Below are 15,379 nucleotides of genomic sequence, written 5' to 3'. Positions count from 1 at the left end.
GAAGGACAATCATGCCTACCTCATCCCCAGCCCTCACCCCGCGTGAACAACTCGACGTCCCCGAAGCCGGGCGCGTCGCGCTGAAGTTTTTCTTCAATCTCATGGAGCGCTGGGGCTGCAGTGCCGAGCAGCAGCGCACGTTGTTGGGCGGCGTGGGCAACACCACGTTTTACAAATACAAGCACCTGCCGCCAAACATTCGCCTGCCGCACGACACGCTGGAGCGCATCTCGTATCTGATGGGCATTCACAAGGCCTTGAGCATCATCTTCAGCAACAGCAGCGAGCGCGCCTATACGTGGGTCAGCAGCCCGAACACGGCGGCGCCATTCAATGGCCGGACCGCGCTGGATTACATGCTGGCGGGGAGGGTGGTCGATATCGCCGACGTGCGCCGCTACCTCGATGGGGTACGCGGTTGAAGGCCCCGCCGCTGGCTGAGCCGCAATGGCCGAAGGCCTACCGGATCGTCAACAGCAGCTTCCCGCCGATTGCGTTGTTCGAAGACGTGCTCGACCCCGAAGACCTGGAAATCGCCTACGCGCTGGAAGCACTGACCAACGATCGCCTGATCGAGCAGTCCGGCGTCCTCGCCCGCGTGCGTCCCGAAGACCGGCTCTCCGGCCCCGGTTCAACTCCGGTGATGGCGGCGTTTACCCACATCGGCAAAAGCAGCCGCTTCACCGATGGCACCTTCGGCGTCTACTACGCCGCCAGCAGCCAGGCCGCGGCCATCGCCGAAACCTGCTATCACCAGGAGCGTTTCCTCGCGGCCACCAACGAAGCGGACCTTGAGTTGACCATGCGTACTTACGTCAATCGTGTGGTTAAGCCGCTGCACGATGTTCGTGATGGTTTTGCACATTTGCATCAACCCGATCCGGAAGCCTACGGCCCATCCCAGGCATTTGCCCGACAACTGCGCGAGTCTGAATCGTGGGGGATGCTCTACAACAGCGTTCGCCTGCCGGGCCACGAATGTGTCGCCGCTTTCCGGCCGCCAGCGGTGTCGATTCCGAAGCAGGGCAAACATCTGCGTTATGTGTGGAGTGCGAGTCAACGCAGGATTTCGTTTGTGTTTGAGATCAGTCAGGTTTGAAGCGCGATCTTATTCGACAGCCTGCTCGTAGCCGACCTGAGCAACCGAATGAGAAAACTCATTAATGCTCAATGAATTGGAACAATTCCGGAGGGATTTGCTGGAATCTGTACGTCAGATGAAGGCCGGTAAAGCTGTACGTGTAACCAAGGTGCCGCGCCCCGCACTGGCAGAAGCACATCCCTCGATAACGAGCCATCCAGATCAATGACGATTTGGGGCTTCACAGGCTTGAGGCAGTGTGGACGTAATGTGGACGTACCAGAAACAACAAAGCCCCTGCATTTCTGCAGGGGCTTCGTTTTGTATGGTGCCGGCACCAGGAGTCGAACCCGGGACCTACTGATTACAAGTCAGTTGCTCTACCAACTGAGCTATACCGGCGTGTGGGCGACGATTATAGCGATTGGGTTGGTTCTGTAAACCCCTGAATTCAGACTATTTTTACGCAGGCGCTGGATCAGGCTTGGCGTGAGCGGTGTCGCCGAGTTTTTAGCCGCAAAACCGAGGTGCTACGCGATCAAGCCAGAATGAGCGTGAGGGCAGGATTTCTGCACCGTTCAAGCACCCATTTCACCCGTTTATGTCGTTTTGATTGGAAGCTTATGCACAACGGATGGGCGCTACGGCTGCATTGCAGGGGATTTTGTGGACACGTTCTCATTTTGTGCGCAAATCCCTGTTTTACAGGTTTTTTATCAATATGAACAAAAAATGACCAATGCTGTTTAAGCGGTCTAACGGCCGTGAATATTGGATCCACGGGAAAACCATCAACAGAGTTATCCACAGGCTGTGAAGATTTCAAGCGCGCTCGGCCAGCAGCATGAAATTACGCGGAGTCAGCGGTGCGTCGCAGAAGGTGCCGAGGCGTACGACGTATCCCTGTTCGGCGAGGAAAATGGCTCGATCAAGATTCAGCCAAAGCTCCAGCGGTCGTCGGAACAGTCCGCGCAGTAATTCCAGGTTGCGAACTTCGGCCAACCGCTGCCAACCGGCGGCTTCCAGTGCCTGCCAGTCTGGCGTTCCGATTGTGGATAACTCTTTCAGCGCTGCCAGGTCGCGGCAGTAATCGGCGAAGGGTTTTTCCAGCCAGGCGCTGGGCAGGGACGGGGTGGGCAGGTATTCGTCTACTCCGCGCACTTGTCGTTGCAGCAGATCAAAGGCCAAACGTCGGGCCATGGAGGTGTCGCGCTGACGTCGGACCCGTGCACCGGCGGTGACGGTTTCGCTCATGGGCAGTGCCAGATCTTCAAGCGAGAGTTGTAGGGCGGATCGCATGCCGGCGCAGGACAAGGCCTGATACTCGCTGCGATCAATCCGGTTGTAACAGCACGGGGCGATGGCCATCTGCTGACATCCGGCCGCGCTCGCCAGTTGCATCAAGCGCACATGCAGATCGCCGCAGGCATGCAGGGCGACCGGGGTGTGCTGAGCACTTATAACGCTTGCTGCGTCTGCCGCCAGCACATCCTGCTCGACATGCAGGGCGTGCAAATGATGCCGCTGACTCAGGGCCTGACCACTGGCGACCAACGCCGGATCGTATTCGACACAAGTCAGTTGTTGTCCCGCACCCAACAGACGTCGACCCAAATGCCCCTTGCCGGAACACCAGTCCAGCCAATGCGTTGGCGGCGAGGCAAAAGACAAACGGCTGGCGAAGGCTTCGATCTGCTGCCACTTGCGCCCCGGCACATCGACATTCAATCGATGGCCTGAGGCTTCCAGTGCATGTTCCGGCAACTCACCAACCGCGCTCAGCTCAATCGACAATGCCGCCAATGAAGCGAACGGCTCCGGCGCATCGATGAGGTCGGCAGGGTGGTTATGCACAAGCTCTGCATCTTCCAGCGATCGTCCGCGTAGCCACGAAGCCAATTCGGGGTAGGCGGTTTCCCATGGGAGCGAAAGATGAGTGAACGGACGAGGTTTCCACAGCGCCTGATGCTCAATCAGAAAAGCATCCAGCGCGGTGAAGCGGGCGAGTAGGGCCTCGCCCGTCAGCACGTGGGAAGTTTCAACGCCCTTGGCAGGCATCGACGCGCAGCCAGCGCTCCAGCAGCTTGAAGCCGCGCACCAGCACGTAGGACATCAGCAGATAGAACACGCCGGCGGCGAAGAAGATTTCCACCGGCAGGTAGGTCCGGGCGATGATCGTGCGGGCCATGCCGGTCAGTTCCAGCAGGGTCACGGTGCTCGCCAGCGCGCTGGCCTTGAGCATCAGGATCACTTCATTGCTGTAGGCCGGCAGGCCGATGCGCGCCGCTCGCGGCAGCATGATGTAGAACATTGCCTTGGGTTTGGACATGCCCAATGCCCGCGCCGCCTCGATTTCGCCGGGCGGAATCGCCTGGATCGCGCCGCGCAGAATCTCGGCGATGTACGCCGCCGTGTGCAGGGTCATGGTTGCGGTAGTACACCAGAACGGATCGCGCAGGTAAGGCCACAGCGCGCTGTTACGCACTGCATCGAACTGCGCCAGGCCGTAATAGACGAGGAACAGTTGCACCAGCAGCGGCGTGCCACGGAAAAAGAAGATGTAGGCGTAGGGCAAAGCGCGCACGTACCACAGCTTCGAGGAGCGGGCGATGCCCAGCGGAATGGCCAGCAACAGGCCGGCAATCACGGCAATCGCCACCAGCTCCAGGGTCAGGGTCGCGCCCTGCGCCAGTTTTGGCAGCCATTTGATGATCACTTCCCAGTTCATGAAGCGCTCCTCGCAAAGCCGCGAGCGGCGCGTTTTTCCAGGAAGTGCATGCCGGTCATCGCCAGCACCGTCAGGCCGAGGTACATGACCGCCGCCACCAGATAGAAGGTGAACGGTTGTTTCGATACGGTCACGCCGATTTGTGCGTGACGCATGATTTCTTCCAGACCGATCACCGAGACCAGCGCGGTGTCTTTCATCAGGATCATGAACAGGTTGCCCAGGCCGGGCAGGGCGATGCGCCACATCTGCGGCATGATCAGCTTGGTGAAGATCCGCCATTTCGACAGTCCCAGCGCCACGCCCGCTTCGCGATGGCCTTTGGGAATGGCAAGGATCGCGCCGCGGAACACTTCCGTGGCGTAGGCGCCGAAGCACAGGCCCAGCGCAATCACGCCGGCGGCGAAGGCGCTGAGTTGCAGATCGGGATTGCCGAAAAACTCACCGAAGCTGCGCATCAGGTTGACCGTACCGAAGTAGATCAACAGCACCCAGAGCAATTCCGGGACGCCACGCACCAGCGTCGAATAAGTGCCGCCAAGCCATTGCAGCGGCTTGTACGGGGAAGTCTTGGCCAAGGCGCCGAGCAGACCGAGCACCAGTCCCAGGCACAGGGCCGTCAGCGCCAGTTTGACGGTCATCAGCGCACCGGCGGCGAGGGCCGGGCCGAATCCGTAGAGGTCGATAATCATGGATTTCTTTTCAAATCGCGGCAGGCAAGGCCGGGAGCCGGCGCCGTCGGATCACGGTGCCGGTCCCGCAGGTCAGATCAATAGATGCTGAACGGGAAGTACTTGTCGTTGATCTTCTTGTAGGTACCGTCAGCGACGATTTCCTTCAGTGCGGCGTTCAGCTTCTCACGCAGCGGATCACCTTTACGCACCGCGATGCCGATTTTGTCGCTTTCCACAACAGCATCGCCCTTGAACTCATAGTTCTTGCCGGCGTCGCTTTTCAGCCAGTCGTAGTTGGCGTACTTGTCGGCCAGGATGGCGTCGACACGACCGGAGGTCAGGTCCAGGTAGGCGTTTTCCTGGGTGTCGTAGAGTTTGACTTCGATATCGCTGCCGTAGGTGTCCTCCAGCCAGGTACCGGCGAGCGTTGCGCGCTGGGTGCCGATGATCTTGCCTTTGAGCGAATCCTTGTCGGTTTTGAAGTCTTTATCTTTTGGTGCGATGAACTGCAGTTTGTTCGAGTAGTACGGGTCGGTGAAATCCACCGCGCCCTTGCGCTCTTCGGTGATCGACAGCGAGGAGACCAGGAAGTCGAACTTCTTGGCGTTCAGCGCAGGAATGATGCCGTCCCAGTCGGAGGTAACCACGCTGCACTCGACTTTCATCTTGGCGCACAGGGCGTCGCCGATGTCTTTGTCGAAGCCGACCACGTTGCCGCTGGCGTCTTTGTTGTTGAACGGCGGGTACGCCGCTTCGATGCCCATCTTCAGGGTCTCGGCCATGGCACCGGCGCTGAACGCGAGGGTGACGGCGGCGGCCAGGAAGACCTTTTTAAAATTCTGCATGCATGTTGCTCCGTTAGCGGTTGCTGGACATGAATTGTTTGCAGCGCGCCGAAAGCGGGTTTTCGAACACCTGCTGAGGCGATCCTTGCTCTTCCACCAGCCCCTGGTGGAGGAACACCACTTCGCTGGAGACCTGACGGGCAAAGCCCATTTCGTGGGTCACCAACAGCATGGTGCGGCCTTCTTCGGCCAGTGCGCGGATGACACTAAGTACTTCCTGAACCATTTCCGGGTCAAGCGCGGAGGTGGGCTCGTCGAACAGAATCACCTTCGGCTGCATCGCCAGCGTGCGGGCAATCGCCGCGCGTTGTTGCTGACCACCGGACAGTTGCGACGGATAGGCGTGGCGCTTGTCGGCGATGCCGACCTTGGCCAGCAGCGCTTCGGCGACTTCGATCGCCTCGGCCTTGCTCTGGCCGAGCACGCGGCGCGGGGCTTCGATGATGTTGTCGAGCACGCTCATGTGCGGCCACAGATTAAAGTTTTGAAATACAAAACCAATCTCGGAACGCAGACGGTTGATCTGTTTACCATCAGCGGCAACCAGTTCGCCATTCTTGGCGGGCTTGAGCTTGAGTTCCTCACCGGCCACCAGAATCTGGCCCTGGTGCGGGTTTTCCAACAGGTTGATGCAACGCAGGAACGTGGACTTGCCGGAACCGGAGGAACCGAGGATCGAGATCACATCGCCGTCGCGGGCGGTCAGCGAGATGCCTTTGAGCACCTCAAGCTGTCCGTAGCGTTTGTGCAAGTTGCGGATTTCAAGCGCGGGCGTGGCCTCAGCCATGTGCGTTCCTCATATATGTTGCGCTCCTGCTGTTGGCGGGCCTTCCTGGCGAGGCGGCCAAGCTAGCATAGCGTTTCAATGGCAGCCAACAGCGCTACGGGCGGTAAGCGGATGGCGTGTGGCAGGTTGTCGCATCGGCACAGCAGACTGTCGCCCCATCAACAACCGAACGGTGTTTGATCGTGCAAACCCGTGGGCGTCGCGTAAAAAAAGGCGCGATGTTGCCAGCTTTGGCGGGGTGTTGGAAGCGCTATCCGGCCGAACGTTCCTGAATCGCCCTTTTATTGTGCATCCCACACTTTTTCAGTGTGTTTCTGGTGCGCTGAATCGTCTGAAAAGTGAGTCGCAGGGTAACGCTCTGGCGAATTGCCATTCATTCCAATGACTTGCGATGACTGTCCGGTCTCGCTGAAAACCGCGGCCCAGAAGAGTTTGAAACATTTTGGCGCATTTATTGCGTGCAGAATCTGGAACGCCCTGTTGGTTTCTTTTTACGAGAAGGAAAACCAGACAGGACGGACGCAATCGCTTTCCTCGCAAAGGTAGTTCCGATGAGCAGTACCCCAAGCTCCAATGGCCTCGAACAGGGGCTCAAACCGCGTCATGTGACCATGTTGTCGATCGCCGGTGTTATCGGCGCAGGTCTGTTCGTTGGCTCCGGCCACGCGATCGCTGCCGCCGGCCCTGCCGTGCTGCTGGCCTACGCCGCCGCCGGTACCCTGGTGGTGCTGGTGATGCGCATGCTCGGTGAGATGGCTGTCGCCTCGCCCGACACCGGCTCGTTCTCGACATACGCCGACCGCGCCATCGGGCACTGGGCCGGTTTCACCATCGGCTGGTTGTACTGGTGGTTCTGGGTATTGGTGATTCCGTTGGAAGCCAACGCCGCCGCGACCATCCTCCATGCCTGGTTCCCGGGGATCGAGATCTGGGCGTTTGCACTGATCATCACCATGCTGCTGACGGTCACCAATCTGTTCAGCGTGAAAAACTACGGTGAATTCGAATTCTGGTTTGCCTTGATCAAAGTCCTGGCGATCATCGGCTTCATCGCGCTGGGTCTTGCGGCCGTTTTCGGCTTCCTGCCGAACAGCCAGGTCAGCGGTGTTTCGCACCTGTTTGATTCCGGCGGCTTCCTGCCAAACGGCATGGGCGCGGTGCTGGGTGCAATCCTGACCACCATGTTCTCGTTCATGGGTACTGAAATCGTGACCATCGCGGCTGCGGAATCGAAGAACCCGGGCAAGCAGATTTCCAAGGCCACCAACTCGGTGATCTGGCGGATCGGCCTGTTCTACCTCGTATCGATCTTCATCGTTGTGGCCCTGGTACCGTGGAACGATCCTACGCTGGCCAACCTCGGTTCCTACCAGACCGTGCTTGAGCGCATGGGCATTCCGAACGCGAAAATGATCGTCGACATCGTAGTGCTGGTCGCGGTCACCAGTTGCCTGAACTCGGCGCTGTACACCTCGTCGCGCATGCTGTTCTCCCTCGGCAAGCGCGGTGATGCACCGGCGATGTCGACTCGGGTCAACAAAAGCGGTACACCTTACTGGGCCGTCATGCTGTCGACCGGCGCGGCGTTCCTCTGCACCTTCGCCAACTATGTGGCCCCGGCTGCCGTGTTCGAATTCCTGCTGGCCAGCTCCGGCGCCATCGCGCTGCTGGTGTACCTGGTAATCGCGTTCTCGCAACTGCGCATGCGTAAACAACGCATGGCCCGCGGCGAGAAAATCGTCTTCAGCATGTGGCTGTTCCCGGGCCTGACCTACGCGGTGATCATCTTCATCGTCGCCGCCCTGACCATCATGCTGTTCCAGGAAGCCCACCGCGTGGAAATCCTCGCAACCGGCCTGCTGAGCCTCATGGTAGTCGCCGCCGGCCTGCTGGTGGCGCGCCGCCGCAAGCTGGAAAACCGTGGTGCGGTGGTGCTGAACTGATCCGCAACGCGTAATGCAAAACGGCCGCTGTCAGTGATGACGAGCGGCCGTTTTTGTTTGTGCGCGGGGTTTATTCGCCCTTGTCTTCCTGGGTGTCCAGCGACTTGCCGTAAGTATCCAGCGCAATCCCGAAATCGGTGATGAACTGTGGCTCAGTCAGCCAGGCCTGGGCGGTTTCGATGTCCATGCCGTCGGCCCACATGCGGTAGTCGATCAGCATGTCGGCGGCCAGGTGAGTGGCGGCCATGCCTTCGTTCTCGGCGTTTTCCATGTCCAGCAGTTCTGGATGGTCAACGATGATGAACGCCAGTTCGCGCAGCAGGGTCAGCAGCATTTCGTTGCGACTGACGGCTTCGGCGTCGCGCATTTTGCTGAACATTGCGAGGGTGTATTCCGGGATCGGCTCGTCCAGATGCCCGAGGTTGTCGTCCTGGTCCAGCGGCTTACGGCCGACCATGCGGATGTGCTTGGCTTTGGCCTTGGCGCGTTTGGCGCGTTTCTGTTGCTTGTTCAGGGATGCCATGGGAACTCAGTTCTTCTGTTGGGTTTGTGCGGCGATCGCGTCGGACGCCGCCACATAGTCGGCCCGGAAGGCCGGGGATTCGATCCACGCCAGGGCGCCGGCTTCGTCGGTTTCCTGGGACCACTGGCGATACTCGATCAGCGCGGCGAGGATGAAATCCATCGCGCCTTCTTCGCCTTCCTGCTCGTAGACCAGCCCCAGCAAAGGGTCTTCGAGGAACGCGGTGCACATGGCTTGCTGGCTGATCTTCTCGGCGTCGATCATTTTCTTGAACAGCTCGGTCAGGTCCACCGACTCGAAGTCGATACGGTCATCGTTCGGGTCGAGTGCGACCGGCGCCTCGGCGCGTTTGCTGCGGTTTTGCTTGGCCTTGGTCTTGGCCCGGGCGGCGCGTTTTTGCTGCTTGTTGGCGGAGGCCATGGTGTGTTCCGTCGTGCGTTGAAAGGGCTCAGCTGCGTGGCACTGGCCGCCCGGGTGTGTCGGGGGCCAACTCGCCGGTTTGCAGCCAGGTCAGAGCAATGGGCCATAGTGTGGCTTGGTATGCGCTACGAAAAAAGGCGAAATGTCCGACTTGTTGTTCGCCGATGTCCTGCGGCTCGATGCGCAAGTGGGTTTTGTGCGCATGACTGAAGTAGCCGAGCAGGCGTTCGATGGCCGGGATCGTGCCGTACGGGTCGTCGCTGATGCTGATCGCCAAGGTCTTTGCGCGGACATTGGCGAAGGGCAGGCGACCGCTTGCTTTCAGCAGTCGGCGGCCGCTCGGACGCTGCTCGTAGCGCGCGGCAGGCGTGCTCCAGTCGCGTACGACGCCTGCTGGCGTATCCTCGAGCCAGCCGAGGCGTTTGCCCGGGAAATAGCCACAGAGCCGCGTCAGCAGCGGCATCAGCAAATGCCATTTACCAAACATGCGCCAGCGCTGTGCCGGCGCATAGTCGCGCCAGTAAGCGAACTGCGCGCCGACTGTCACCAGTCGACGAATGACCTGCCCGGACTCGCCGAGCCCAGCCGCGCAACCGCCGAAACTGTGGCCGACCACATCGATTGGCTGGCCGGTGAATTCCCGTTGAGCGCGCTTGAGCATCGCTTCGAAATCCAGCGCGCCCCAATCGGTCCATGAAGCCTCAAGGCCTTTCAGGGTTGCAGGACGCGATTCGCCGATGCCTCGGTAGTCGTAGGTGATCACGTCGAAGCCGTTGGTGAACAGGTAATCGGCGAAGCGCGAGTAGTGTCGGCAGCGTACCGAGGTGGCAGCGTTGATGATGACCACCGGGCGTTGCGGGTCAGGCAGGGTGTGCCGCCAGGTGAAGCCGCCAAGGACAAAGTCGTCGGCCGCGGCCTCATGGAAGAGCTCATTGACGATAACGGCGCTGTGGGTGAGCGCAGTGCTGCATGAGTTCATAAGGACTCGGTCTTTGCGGGATCTCCTGAGCATGAGCTTCATCAAGGCGTAAATGCAACGATTTGGAACGCGCTGCGTTTCAGATCCGCAGGCAGTGCGCTTTCGAGAATTCGTGACGCACTGCGTCACAAAATCAATGCAGTCCTGCAGGCGTAGTCCATTTCGTACACAGGCCAAGTTCCAATCATTCTAAAACACGTGCTTCCCTGGCCGGATCAAATAAGGAGTAACGGTTGGGCTCTACAAGAGCCCGGGAGTCGTCATCATGAAACGCGTTCTTTCATTCCTGCTGCCCATCGCGGCGGTGGCGGCATTGGCCTTTCCGGCGATGTTGCAGGCGGCCACTCTGGACCCGGTCGACAGTGCCGGTGTGCAAGTTCAGCAACAACAGCAAAACGGCATCAACTACCTGTCCGGCGGGATCGGCCTGGACGAGTCAAAAGCCATTCAACAATCCACCGGTTACAACCTGCACATGACGTTCGCGGTGGGCGCGCAAGACCAGTACACCGCTGATGTCGATGTGATGATTGAAAAGTCGCCGGGGCAAACCGTGCTGACCCTCACCCAAACGGGTCCGCTGGTGTACGTGCAACTGCCACCCGGTAAGTACACCGTGGTCGCCACGCGCAATGGCGAAACACGGCGTGACGTGACAGACATTGGCAGCGGCGCTGCCCGCAATCTGGTGTTCCACTGGAATGACGCTGGATAGTGTTGGGTTCAATTGAAAGTTGAGGCGCGGGTACAATCCCGCGCCTTATGTTTCTGTGATGCAAGGAAGTGCTGGTTTGAAAGGGATTGTGCGTATTGGCTCAGCGGTGAGCCTGGTTTTGCTGTTGGCTGGTTGTGGAACGATGATGGGGCGCCTGAACGGTGATTCTGCAGAACCGTACTACAAAGGTGTCGATGGCAACCTGCACTTGCTTGGCGTGAGAGGGGGAGACGGCATGCCCTCCGCGGTCATCTGCTACATGATGATCGTTTGCCCGGTGATTACCGTGGTATCGCTGCCGGTAGACGCTGCGCTCGACACGGTTTTGTTGCCGGTCGACTACGTCAACACCCTCTGAGGGCCAACCGTCATTTACCCCCGCGTACGCTTGCCCTTCTGCTTGTCAGTGGGCTCTTGCGCCATTCGGTGAATCCACAATCCGATCCAGCCCACGGCTATGAGAAACAGGGTGCCAACGCACTGCGACACGATCTCGAACCAGAACATTCGGGGTTGCAGCGCGAGGGTGTAGGTATGGCGTGGGCCCGATCGGTTCCAGGTGGTGATGGAGCCGCTGATCAAGCTGTGGATGATCAGATAAGTCGACGCGGCGATGAGGAAGGCGATCAATACGCCGACCAGTACCGTCAGCCAGAATGTAATCCGGCTCTGGCGATAGGGTGGCGGATGGGGCAGGGGGATGCGGGTTCTTTTCTGGTTCATCGAGCGGATGACCCTCTTCCATAAGGTGCGGCCAAAGTAGCGCGGATTGCCTTTGTTCGAAACCCGTCGCGCATTTGCGCAGCCCAGAAAAAAGACTGGATTGAGCCGCCATCAAATCGCAGGCATAAAAAAACCCTGAATCTTGCGATTCAGGGTTTTCGGTATTTGGTGCCCAGAGACGGAATCGAACCGCCGACACGGGGATTTTCAATCCCCTGCTCTACCGACTGAGCTATCTGGGCAACGGGGCGCATTAAAAGGGTTTTTCGGATTTACGTCAACGACTTTTTTAAAATTTCTTAAATTAATTCCGTCGCTTACGATCCGCCCCCCGATTTTGCGGGTTTACTCCGCAGGCGGAACGTAGCCTTCCGCCTTGGCGTAATCCTCGCCGGAGAAGTACTTGTCCATTTCGCCCTGCAGATATTTGCGGTCTTCGGCGTTCATCATGTTCAGACGCTTTTCGTTGATCAGCAGGGTCTGGTGTTTCTGCCAGTCAGCCCAGGCTTTGGCCGAGACGTGGTCAAAAATATCCTGACCTTTGGCGCCCGGGAAAGGAGCGCGTTCCAGCGCGGGCAGTTCTTCTTTGTACTTGCGGCACATGATGGTGCGGGTCATGACGACTCTCCTGCGTTCAATACGGCGGCCGCGCGTTCGAGCAAGGTTTTGACCGGGGCGGCAAGGCCCAGGCGCGGCGGGGTGGCGAGGTTATACCAGAGCCAGTCGGCCTCGGCCACGTGCTGACCGGCCTCCTGCACCTGAACCAGCCAGGGTTCGATGGACAGCTGGAAATGGCTGAAGGTGTGGATGAGGCTTGGCAGCGCCTGCTGCTCGCCCATGGTCAGCGAGTGCTGGTCGGCCAGATGTTGCAGGTCGTCGAGATCGTCGAGTTCCGGCAGGCTCCATAAACCGCCCCAAAGCCCCGTGGACGGGCGGCGATAAAGCAGAATCGCGCCTTCGCCGTTGGCCAGCAGCGGCATCAGCGTGCGTTTTTGCGGGATGGCCTTGCGCGGCTTGGGGATCGGGTAGCGCGTCTCCAGGCCGAGCATGTGCGCCTCGCAGCCCTTTTCCAGCGGGCACAGAAGGCAGCTCGGTTTGCTGCGCGTACACAGCGTGGCACCGAGATCCATCATCGCCTGGGTGTAGGCGTTGACCCGATCGTGCGGCGTGAAACGCTCTGCGTTGGCCCACAGCTGTTTGGCGACCTTCGGTTCACCCGGGTAACCCTCTTGCGCAGTGAAACGCGCGAGAACGCGTTTGACGTTGCCATCGAGGATCGGCGCGCGCAGGCCCATGCTGATGCTGGCGATGGCGCCGGCGGTGGACAGGCCGATCCCCGGCAGATCCGTCAGCTTTTCGACGTCCCGCGGAAATTCGCCGCCGTACTGGCTGACGACGATCTTCGCGGTTTTTTGCAGATTGCGCGCGCGGGTGTAGTAACCGAGCCCGGTCCACAGATGCAGCACTTCGTCCTCCGGCGCTTCGGCCAAAGCTTGCACCGTCGGCAGCGCGGTCATGAAGCGGTCGAAGTAATTGAGCACGGTGCTGACCTGGGTCTGCTGCAACATGATCTCCGAGACCCACACCCGGTACGGATTGATGTCTTGCTGCCAAGGCAAATCGTGGCGGCCGTGGCGGTCAAACCATTCCAGCACCGCCGTGGAAAACTGCTCCGCTGTCATCGCTTGAACAGCCCCTTCAATGCGTTTTTCAATTCCGGGCTGACCTTGTCGCCAAGTTTTTCATCGATCTTCTCGCTGAGTTTGTCACCGGCCATTTTGGTCGCGACCTGGCCGAGGCGTTCGTTGTCCACACGGCAGGCCTTGGCGCCCAGTTCCAATGGGCCGCGGCAGCGCAGCGGCCACTCGATGCCGACGAATTTCTCGCCGACCTGACAGGCCGGATCCGGCATCGCGCTGGTGTCGCCTTCGACGATGATGCCGACGCGGTAATCCATGCCCAGCACCCGCAGGTCGATGTCGCCATCGCCGTTGACGGTCATGCCGGGGATGCGCACTTTCAGGTCCGGGTTGCTGGCGATGCCGTTGCGGAAGGTCAGGTTGCCCTTGAGTTCCTGGAACGGCGTGTCCTTGCCCCGTGGCTCGCCGCTGAGGGTTTTGCGGTTGAGGGTGGCGATGCCTTTGCACAGTTGCTGTTCAAGGTTGGCGTTGAGCAGCACACCGTTGTTGATCACGAAACTGGCGTTGCCGTTGAGGGTTTCGATCAGCGCCTGCTGGCTGTTGCCGCTGCCGGTGAGGCTGCTGGTCAGTGTGACCAGGCCTTTGACCGGCGGATTCTTGCCTTGGCTTTCGAGGATTTTCTCGGCCGGTACGCGGTTGATCCTGGTTTGCAGGTTCAGCACCGGCGCACTTGGGCGTACGTCGAGGGTGCCCTTGGCTTCGAAGTCGCCGTTGTACAGGCCACCACGCAGATTTTCCAACGTCAGCAGGCCGCCCTGGCCAGTGGCTTTGAGCGCGGCATTCTGAATCGGCAGTTTGTCGAGGGTCAGCTGGCCGAAGGTCAGGTCGGCATCGACGTCGAGTTTGGCCAGACGCTCGACCGGCAGCAGACGCTCGGTGCTCCAGGCGCTTTTGCTTGGTTTGTCCGGCAACGGTGTGCTGCCGGCGCCGGCCATGGCATCGGCTTCGGTGCTGGCGACTTCGGCCTGACGCACTTGCGTGGCGTTTTTGGCTTTTTCCGATTTCGGCGGCAGGTAGCGGTCGACGTCGAACGTGTCAGCCTTGAGGATCGCGCGCAGCGACTGCTTGGCGAAATCTTCCACGGCAATGCGCCCGCTGAAGCTGCTGTCGTCGAGTTTCAGGTTGATGTTGTCGAAGGCCACGCTGGTTGGCGTAGCGGCCACGCGGCTGACCAGTTCGACCTTGCTCAGGCTGCCGGGCGCCATGGCTGGCAACGTCTGGCCGATGCTATCGACAAATTTCGCCAGGTCGAACTGGGCGATCGAGATTCCGCCAGTGATCTGCGGGGTCTTGTCGAGGTCGTTGGCTTTCAGCTCACCGAGGGCACGCAACTGGTTGGCGGAGATCTTGATCCCGGTCCATTCGGCGACGTTCGCTGCCTTGTCCAGGGAAATCTGGCCTTGGGCGGAGAAGGTCATGGCCTTGCCTTGTAGTGGGTCGCCGGTCAGTTCGCCGGACAGTTTCATGTCTTCGAACTTGTAACGTTGCAGGGCGCGTTCGATGCGCAGCTCGCCGTTGAGCTCGGTGCGCACCCGCAGCACAGGCTGATTGGTGCTGAGGAACGCCGTGGCTTTCAGCGGAATGTTGGTCGAATCGTGTACCGCACCGGTGCTCAGCTGGATGCTTTCGGCACTGTACTGCTTGCCGGTTTGCTCGTCGGTGTATTCAACCCGGGCGTTGTTGACGGTCAGGCTGTCGATGTCGAGGCGGATCGGCTGCGGCGGTTTTTCCGGCTGGACGGGGGCCTCTGCAACAGGCGGGCTGGCAGGCGTCGGGCTGCCGGCAGGCGTGGCAGGAGGTGGCAGCTTGCCGATGTCTTCCCAGTTGCCGTGGCCGTTCTTGTCGCGTTTGAGGCGCAGGTTCAGGCCTTCGACGCGCACATCGCTCATCTGCACTTCGCGGCGCAACAGCGGCAGCACGCGCACGGACAGGCCGAGCATCTGCAGGTCGGCATACGGTTCGGTCGGGTTGATCAGGGTGGCGATGCTGGCCTCATGCAGTTCCAGGCCGAGCCACGGGAACAGGCTCCAGCCGATATCGCCATTGAGCGTCAGCTCGATGTGGGCCTTGTCGCGGGCTATCTGGCGGATCTCGTCTTTGTAGTCGTTGGGATCAAACAGGTGGGTCAGGGCGAAGCCCGCCGCCACAATGATCAGCAACAGCCCGAGAAGTACCAGACCCAGGATTTTGCCGAACGCTTTCATGGGCGAGTCCTTGTAGTTAGTCGAATTCGTAATTTAGCCGGGGAGTATAGCGCTGCA

17 protein-coding genes, 2 tRNA genes and 1 pseudogene are annotated in these 15,379 nt (G+C 59.8%); 6 read left to right on the top strand and 14 right to left on the bottom strand.

Annotation, left to right across the window (positions count from 1 at the left end):
• Positions 1 to 11 precede the first annotated feature (11 nt).
• The 3 genes and pseudogenes from QRN61_RS02540 to QRN61_RS02530 form a co-directional block, all read left to right on the top strand.
• Positions 12 to 422: an MbcA/ParS/Xre antitoxin family protein gene (locus tag QRN61_RS02540; protein ID WP_285373141.1), complete on the top strand. Its 411-nt coding sequence runs from the start codon at positions 12 to 14 to the stop codon at positions 420 to 422.
• A complete protein-coding gene (locus tag QRN61_RS02535) occupies positions 419 to 1,099 on the top strand; it encodes an RES family NAD+ phosphorylase (RefSeq protein ID WP_285373140.1) in 681 nt (226 codons plus the stop codon). Before QRN61_RS02540 ends, QRN61_RS02535 begins: the two co-directional genes overlap by 4 nt.
• A 64-nt stretch (positions 1,100 to 1,163) precedes the next feature.
• Positions 1,164 to 1,289 (top strand): annotated as a pseudogene (locus tag QRN61_RS02530) (helix-turn-helix domain-containing protein); the annotation flags it as partial.
• A gap of 118 nt (positions 1,290 to 1,407) precedes the next feature.
• Here QRN61_RS02530 and QRN61_RS02525 read toward each other — a convergent pair.
• The 6 genes from QRN61_RS02525 to QRN61_RS02500 all read right to left on the bottom strand — a co-directional run bounded on the left by QRN61_RS02525 (position 1,408) and on the right by QRN61_RS02500 (position 6,115).
• Positions 1,408 to 1,483: transfer RNA gene (locus QRN61_RS02525), tRNA-Thr, on the bottom strand.
• Between the two features lie 420 nt (positions 1,484 to 1,903).
• Positions 1,904 to 3,139, bottom strand: a complete 1,236-nt coding sequence (locus tag QRN61_RS02520) for a methyltransferase (RefSeq protein WP_285373139.1) — start codon at positions 3,137 to 3,139, stop codon at positions 1,904 to 1,906.
• Positions 3,120 to 3,809, bottom strand: a complete 690-nt coding sequence (locus QRN61_RS02515) for an ABC transporter permease (RefSeq protein WP_007961692.1) — start codon at positions 3,807 to 3,809, stop codon at positions 3,120 to 3,122. Before QRN61_RS02515 ends, QRN61_RS02520 begins: the two co-directional genes overlap by 20 nt.
• On the bottom strand, positions 3,806 to 4,501 hold the full coding sequence (locus QRN61_RS02510; protein ID WP_285373138.1) for an ABC transporter permease: 696 nt from the start codon (positions 4,499 to 4,501) through the stop codon (positions 3,806 to 3,808). Before QRN61_RS02510 ends, QRN61_RS02515 begins: the two co-directional genes overlap by 4 nt.
• A 77-nt stretch (positions 4,502 to 4,578) precedes the next feature.
• Positions 4,579 to 5,328, bottom strand: coding sequence for an ABC transporter substrate-binding protein (locus QRN61_RS02505; protein WP_027611242.1), 750 nt, complete (start codon positions 5,326 to 5,328; stop codon positions 4,579 to 4,581).
• Positions 5,329 to 5,341: 13 nt separating this feature from the next.
• The gene (locus QRN61_RS02500; RefSeq protein ID WP_041071351.1) at positions 5,342 to 6,115 is read right to left on the bottom strand and encodes an ABC transporter ATP-binding protein; all 774 of its coding nucleotides are present in this window, start codon (positions 6,113 to 6,115) and stop codon (positions 5,342 to 5,344) included.
• 551 nt (positions 6,116 to 6,666) lie between these two features.
• On the opposite strand from QRN61_RS02500, the gene gabP reads away from it, so the two are divergent.
• A complete protein-coding gene (gene gabP, locus QRN61_RS02495) occupies positions 6,667 to 8,058 on the top strand; it encodes a GABA permease (RefSeq protein ID WP_027611243.1) in 1,392 nt (463 codons plus the stop codon).
• Positions 8,059 to 8,128: 70 nt separating this feature from the next.
• Here gabP and QRN61_RS02490 read toward each other — a convergent pair whose 3' ends face one another.
• The 3 genes from QRN61_RS02490 to QRN61_RS02480 are packed head-to-tail and all read right to left on the bottom strand — an operon-like array spanning position 8,129 to position 9,980.
• On the bottom strand, positions 8,129 to 8,581 hold the full coding sequence (locus QRN61_RS02490) for a hypothetical protein (protein ID WP_027611244.1): 453 nt from the start codon (positions 8,579 to 8,581) through the stop codon (positions 8,129 to 8,131).
• A 6-nt stretch (positions 8,582 to 8,587) separates the two neighbouring features.
• Positions 8,588 to 9,001 (bottom strand): hypothetical protein, encoded by a 414-nt coding sequence (locus QRN61_RS02485; RefSeq protein WP_285373136.1) that lies wholly within the window; start codon positions 8,999 to 9,001, stop codon positions 8,588 to 8,590.
• Positions 9,002 to 9,029: 28 nt separating this feature from the next.
• Positions 9,030 to 9,980: an alpha/beta hydrolase family protein gene (locus QRN61_RS02480; protein WP_285373135.1), complete on the bottom strand. Its 951-nt coding sequence runs from the start codon at positions 9,978 to 9,980 to the stop codon at positions 9,030 to 9,032.
• Positions 9,981 to 10,245: 265 nt separating this feature from the next.
• Between QRN61_RS02480 and QRN61_RS02475 the strand changes: the two genes are divergently transcribed.
• Positions 10,246 to 10,695 carry a carboxypeptidase regulatory-like domain-containing protein gene (locus QRN61_RS02475; protein WP_285373134.1) on the top strand — a complete coding sequence of 150 codons (450 nt, stop codon included), beginning with the start codon at positions 10,246 to 10,248 and terminating at the stop codon, positions 10,693 to 10,695.
• A gap of 76 nt (positions 10,696 to 10,771) precedes the next feature.
• Positions 10,772 to 11,053 carry a YceK/YidQ family lipoprotein gene (locus tag QRN61_RS02470; protein WP_098966737.1) on the top strand — a complete coding sequence of 94 codons (282 nt, stop codon included), beginning with the start codon at positions 10,772 to 10,774 and terminating at the stop codon, positions 11,051 to 11,053.
• 14 nt (positions 11,054 to 11,067) lie between these two features.
• On the opposite strand, the gene QRN61_RS02465 is transcribed toward QRN61_RS02470, so the two are convergent.
• The 5 genes from QRN61_RS02465 to QRN61_RS02445 form a co-directional block, all read right to left on the bottom strand.
• Positions 11,068 to 11,418 carry a hypothetical protein gene (locus QRN61_RS02465; protein WP_285373133.1) on the bottom strand — a complete coding sequence of 117 codons (351 nt, stop codon included), beginning with the start codon at positions 11,416 to 11,418 and terminating at the stop codon, positions 11,068 to 11,070.
• 166 nt (positions 11,419 to 11,584) lie between these two features.
• Positions 11,585 to 11,660, bottom strand: a tRNA-Phe gene (locus QRN61_RS02460).
• 103 nt (positions 11,661 to 11,763) lie between these two features.
• Positions 11,764 to 12,036, bottom strand: coding sequence for an oxidative damage protection protein (locus tag QRN61_RS02455; RefSeq protein WP_003220737.1), 273 nt, complete (start codon positions 12,034 to 12,036; stop codon positions 11,764 to 11,766).
• Complete coding sequence (gene mutY, locus QRN61_RS02450) at positions 12,033 to 13,100, bottom strand: A/G-specific adenine glycosylase (protein ID WP_247268372.1); 1,068 nt, start codon at positions 13,098 to 13,100, stop codon at positions 12,033 to 12,035. Before mutY ends, QRN61_RS02455 begins: the two co-directional genes overlap by 4 nt.
• A complete protein-coding gene (locus tag QRN61_RS02445; RefSeq protein WP_223008810.1) occupies positions 13,097 to 15,322 on the bottom strand; it encodes an AsmA family protein in 2,226 nt (741 codons plus the stop codon). The genes mutY and QRN61_RS02445 overlap by 4 nt, the downstream gene beginning before the upstream one ends.
• Positions 15,323 to 15,379: the final 57 nt, after the last annotated feature.

Origin of the sequence: Pseudomonas sp. lyk4-TYG-107, assembly GCF_030209055.1 — a bacterium.
Taxonomy (GTDB): Bacteria; Pseudomonadota; Gammaproteobacteria; order Pseudomonadales; family Pseudomonadaceae; genus Aquipseudomonas; species Aquipseudomonas putida_A.
The sequence above is the reverse complement of the archived record's forward strand: the minus strand, read 5'-3'. Positions and strand labels throughout refer to the sequence as shown.

Coding starts and splice junctions, on each gene's coding strand:
- QRN61_RS02500 (WP_041071351.1), bottom strand. CDS start 6,115: ATGGCTGAGGCCACGCCCGCGCTTGAAATCCGCAACTTGCACAAACGC.
- QRN61_RS02475 (WP_285373134.1), top strand. CDS start 10,246: ATGAAACGCGTTCTTTCATTCCTGCTGCCCATCGCGGCGGTGGCGGCA.
- QRN61_RS02505 (WP_027611242.1), bottom strand. CDS start 5,328: ATGCAGAATTTTAAAAAGGTCTTCCTGGCCGCCGCCGTCACCCTCGCG.
- QRN61_RS02485 (WP_285373136.1), bottom strand. CDS start 9,001: ATGGCCTCCGCCAACAAGCAGCAAAAACGCGCCGCCCGGGCCAAGACC.
- mutY (WP_247268372.1), bottom strand. CDS start 13,100: ATGACAGCGGAGCAGTTTTCCACGGCGGTGCTGGAATGGTTTGACCGC.
- QRN61_RS02490 (WP_027611244.1), bottom strand. CDS start 8,581: ATGGCATCCCTGAACAAGCAACAGAAACGCGCCAAACGCGCCAAGGCC.
- gabP (WP_027611243.1), top strand. CDS start 6,667: ATGAGCAGTACCCCAAGCTCCAATGGCCTCGAACAGGGGCTCAAACCG.
- QRN61_RS02480 (WP_285373135.1), bottom strand. CDS start 9,980: ATGAACTCATGCAGCACTGCGCTCACCCACAGCGCCGTTATCGTCAAT.
- QRN61_RS02510 (WP_285373138.1), bottom strand. CDS start 4,501: ATGATTATCGACCTCTACGGATTCGGCCCGGCCCTCGCCGCCGGTGCG.
- QRN61_RS02445 (WP_223008810.1), bottom strand. CDS start 15,322: ATGAAAGCGTTCGGCAAAATCCTGGGTCTGGTACTTCTCGGGCTGTTG.
- QRN61_RS02540 (WP_285373141.1), top strand. CDS start 12: ATGCCTACCTCATCCCCAGCCCTCACCCCGCGTGAACAACTCGACGTC.
- QRN61_RS02515 (WP_007961692.1), bottom strand. CDS start 3,809: ATGAACTGGGAAGTGATCATCAAATGGCTGCCAAAACTGGCGCAGGGC.
- QRN61_RS02465 (WP_285373133.1), bottom strand. CDS start 11,418: ATGAACCAGAAAAGAACCCGCATCCCCCTGCCCCATCCGCCACCCTAT.
- QRN61_RS02520 (WP_285373139.1), bottom strand. CDS start 3,139: ATGCCTGCCAAGGGCGTTGAAACTTCCCACGTGCTGACGGGCGAGGCC.
- QRN61_RS02455 (WP_003220737.1), bottom strand. CDS start 12,036: ATGACCCGCACCATCATGTGCCGCAAGTACAAAGAAGAACTGCCCGCG.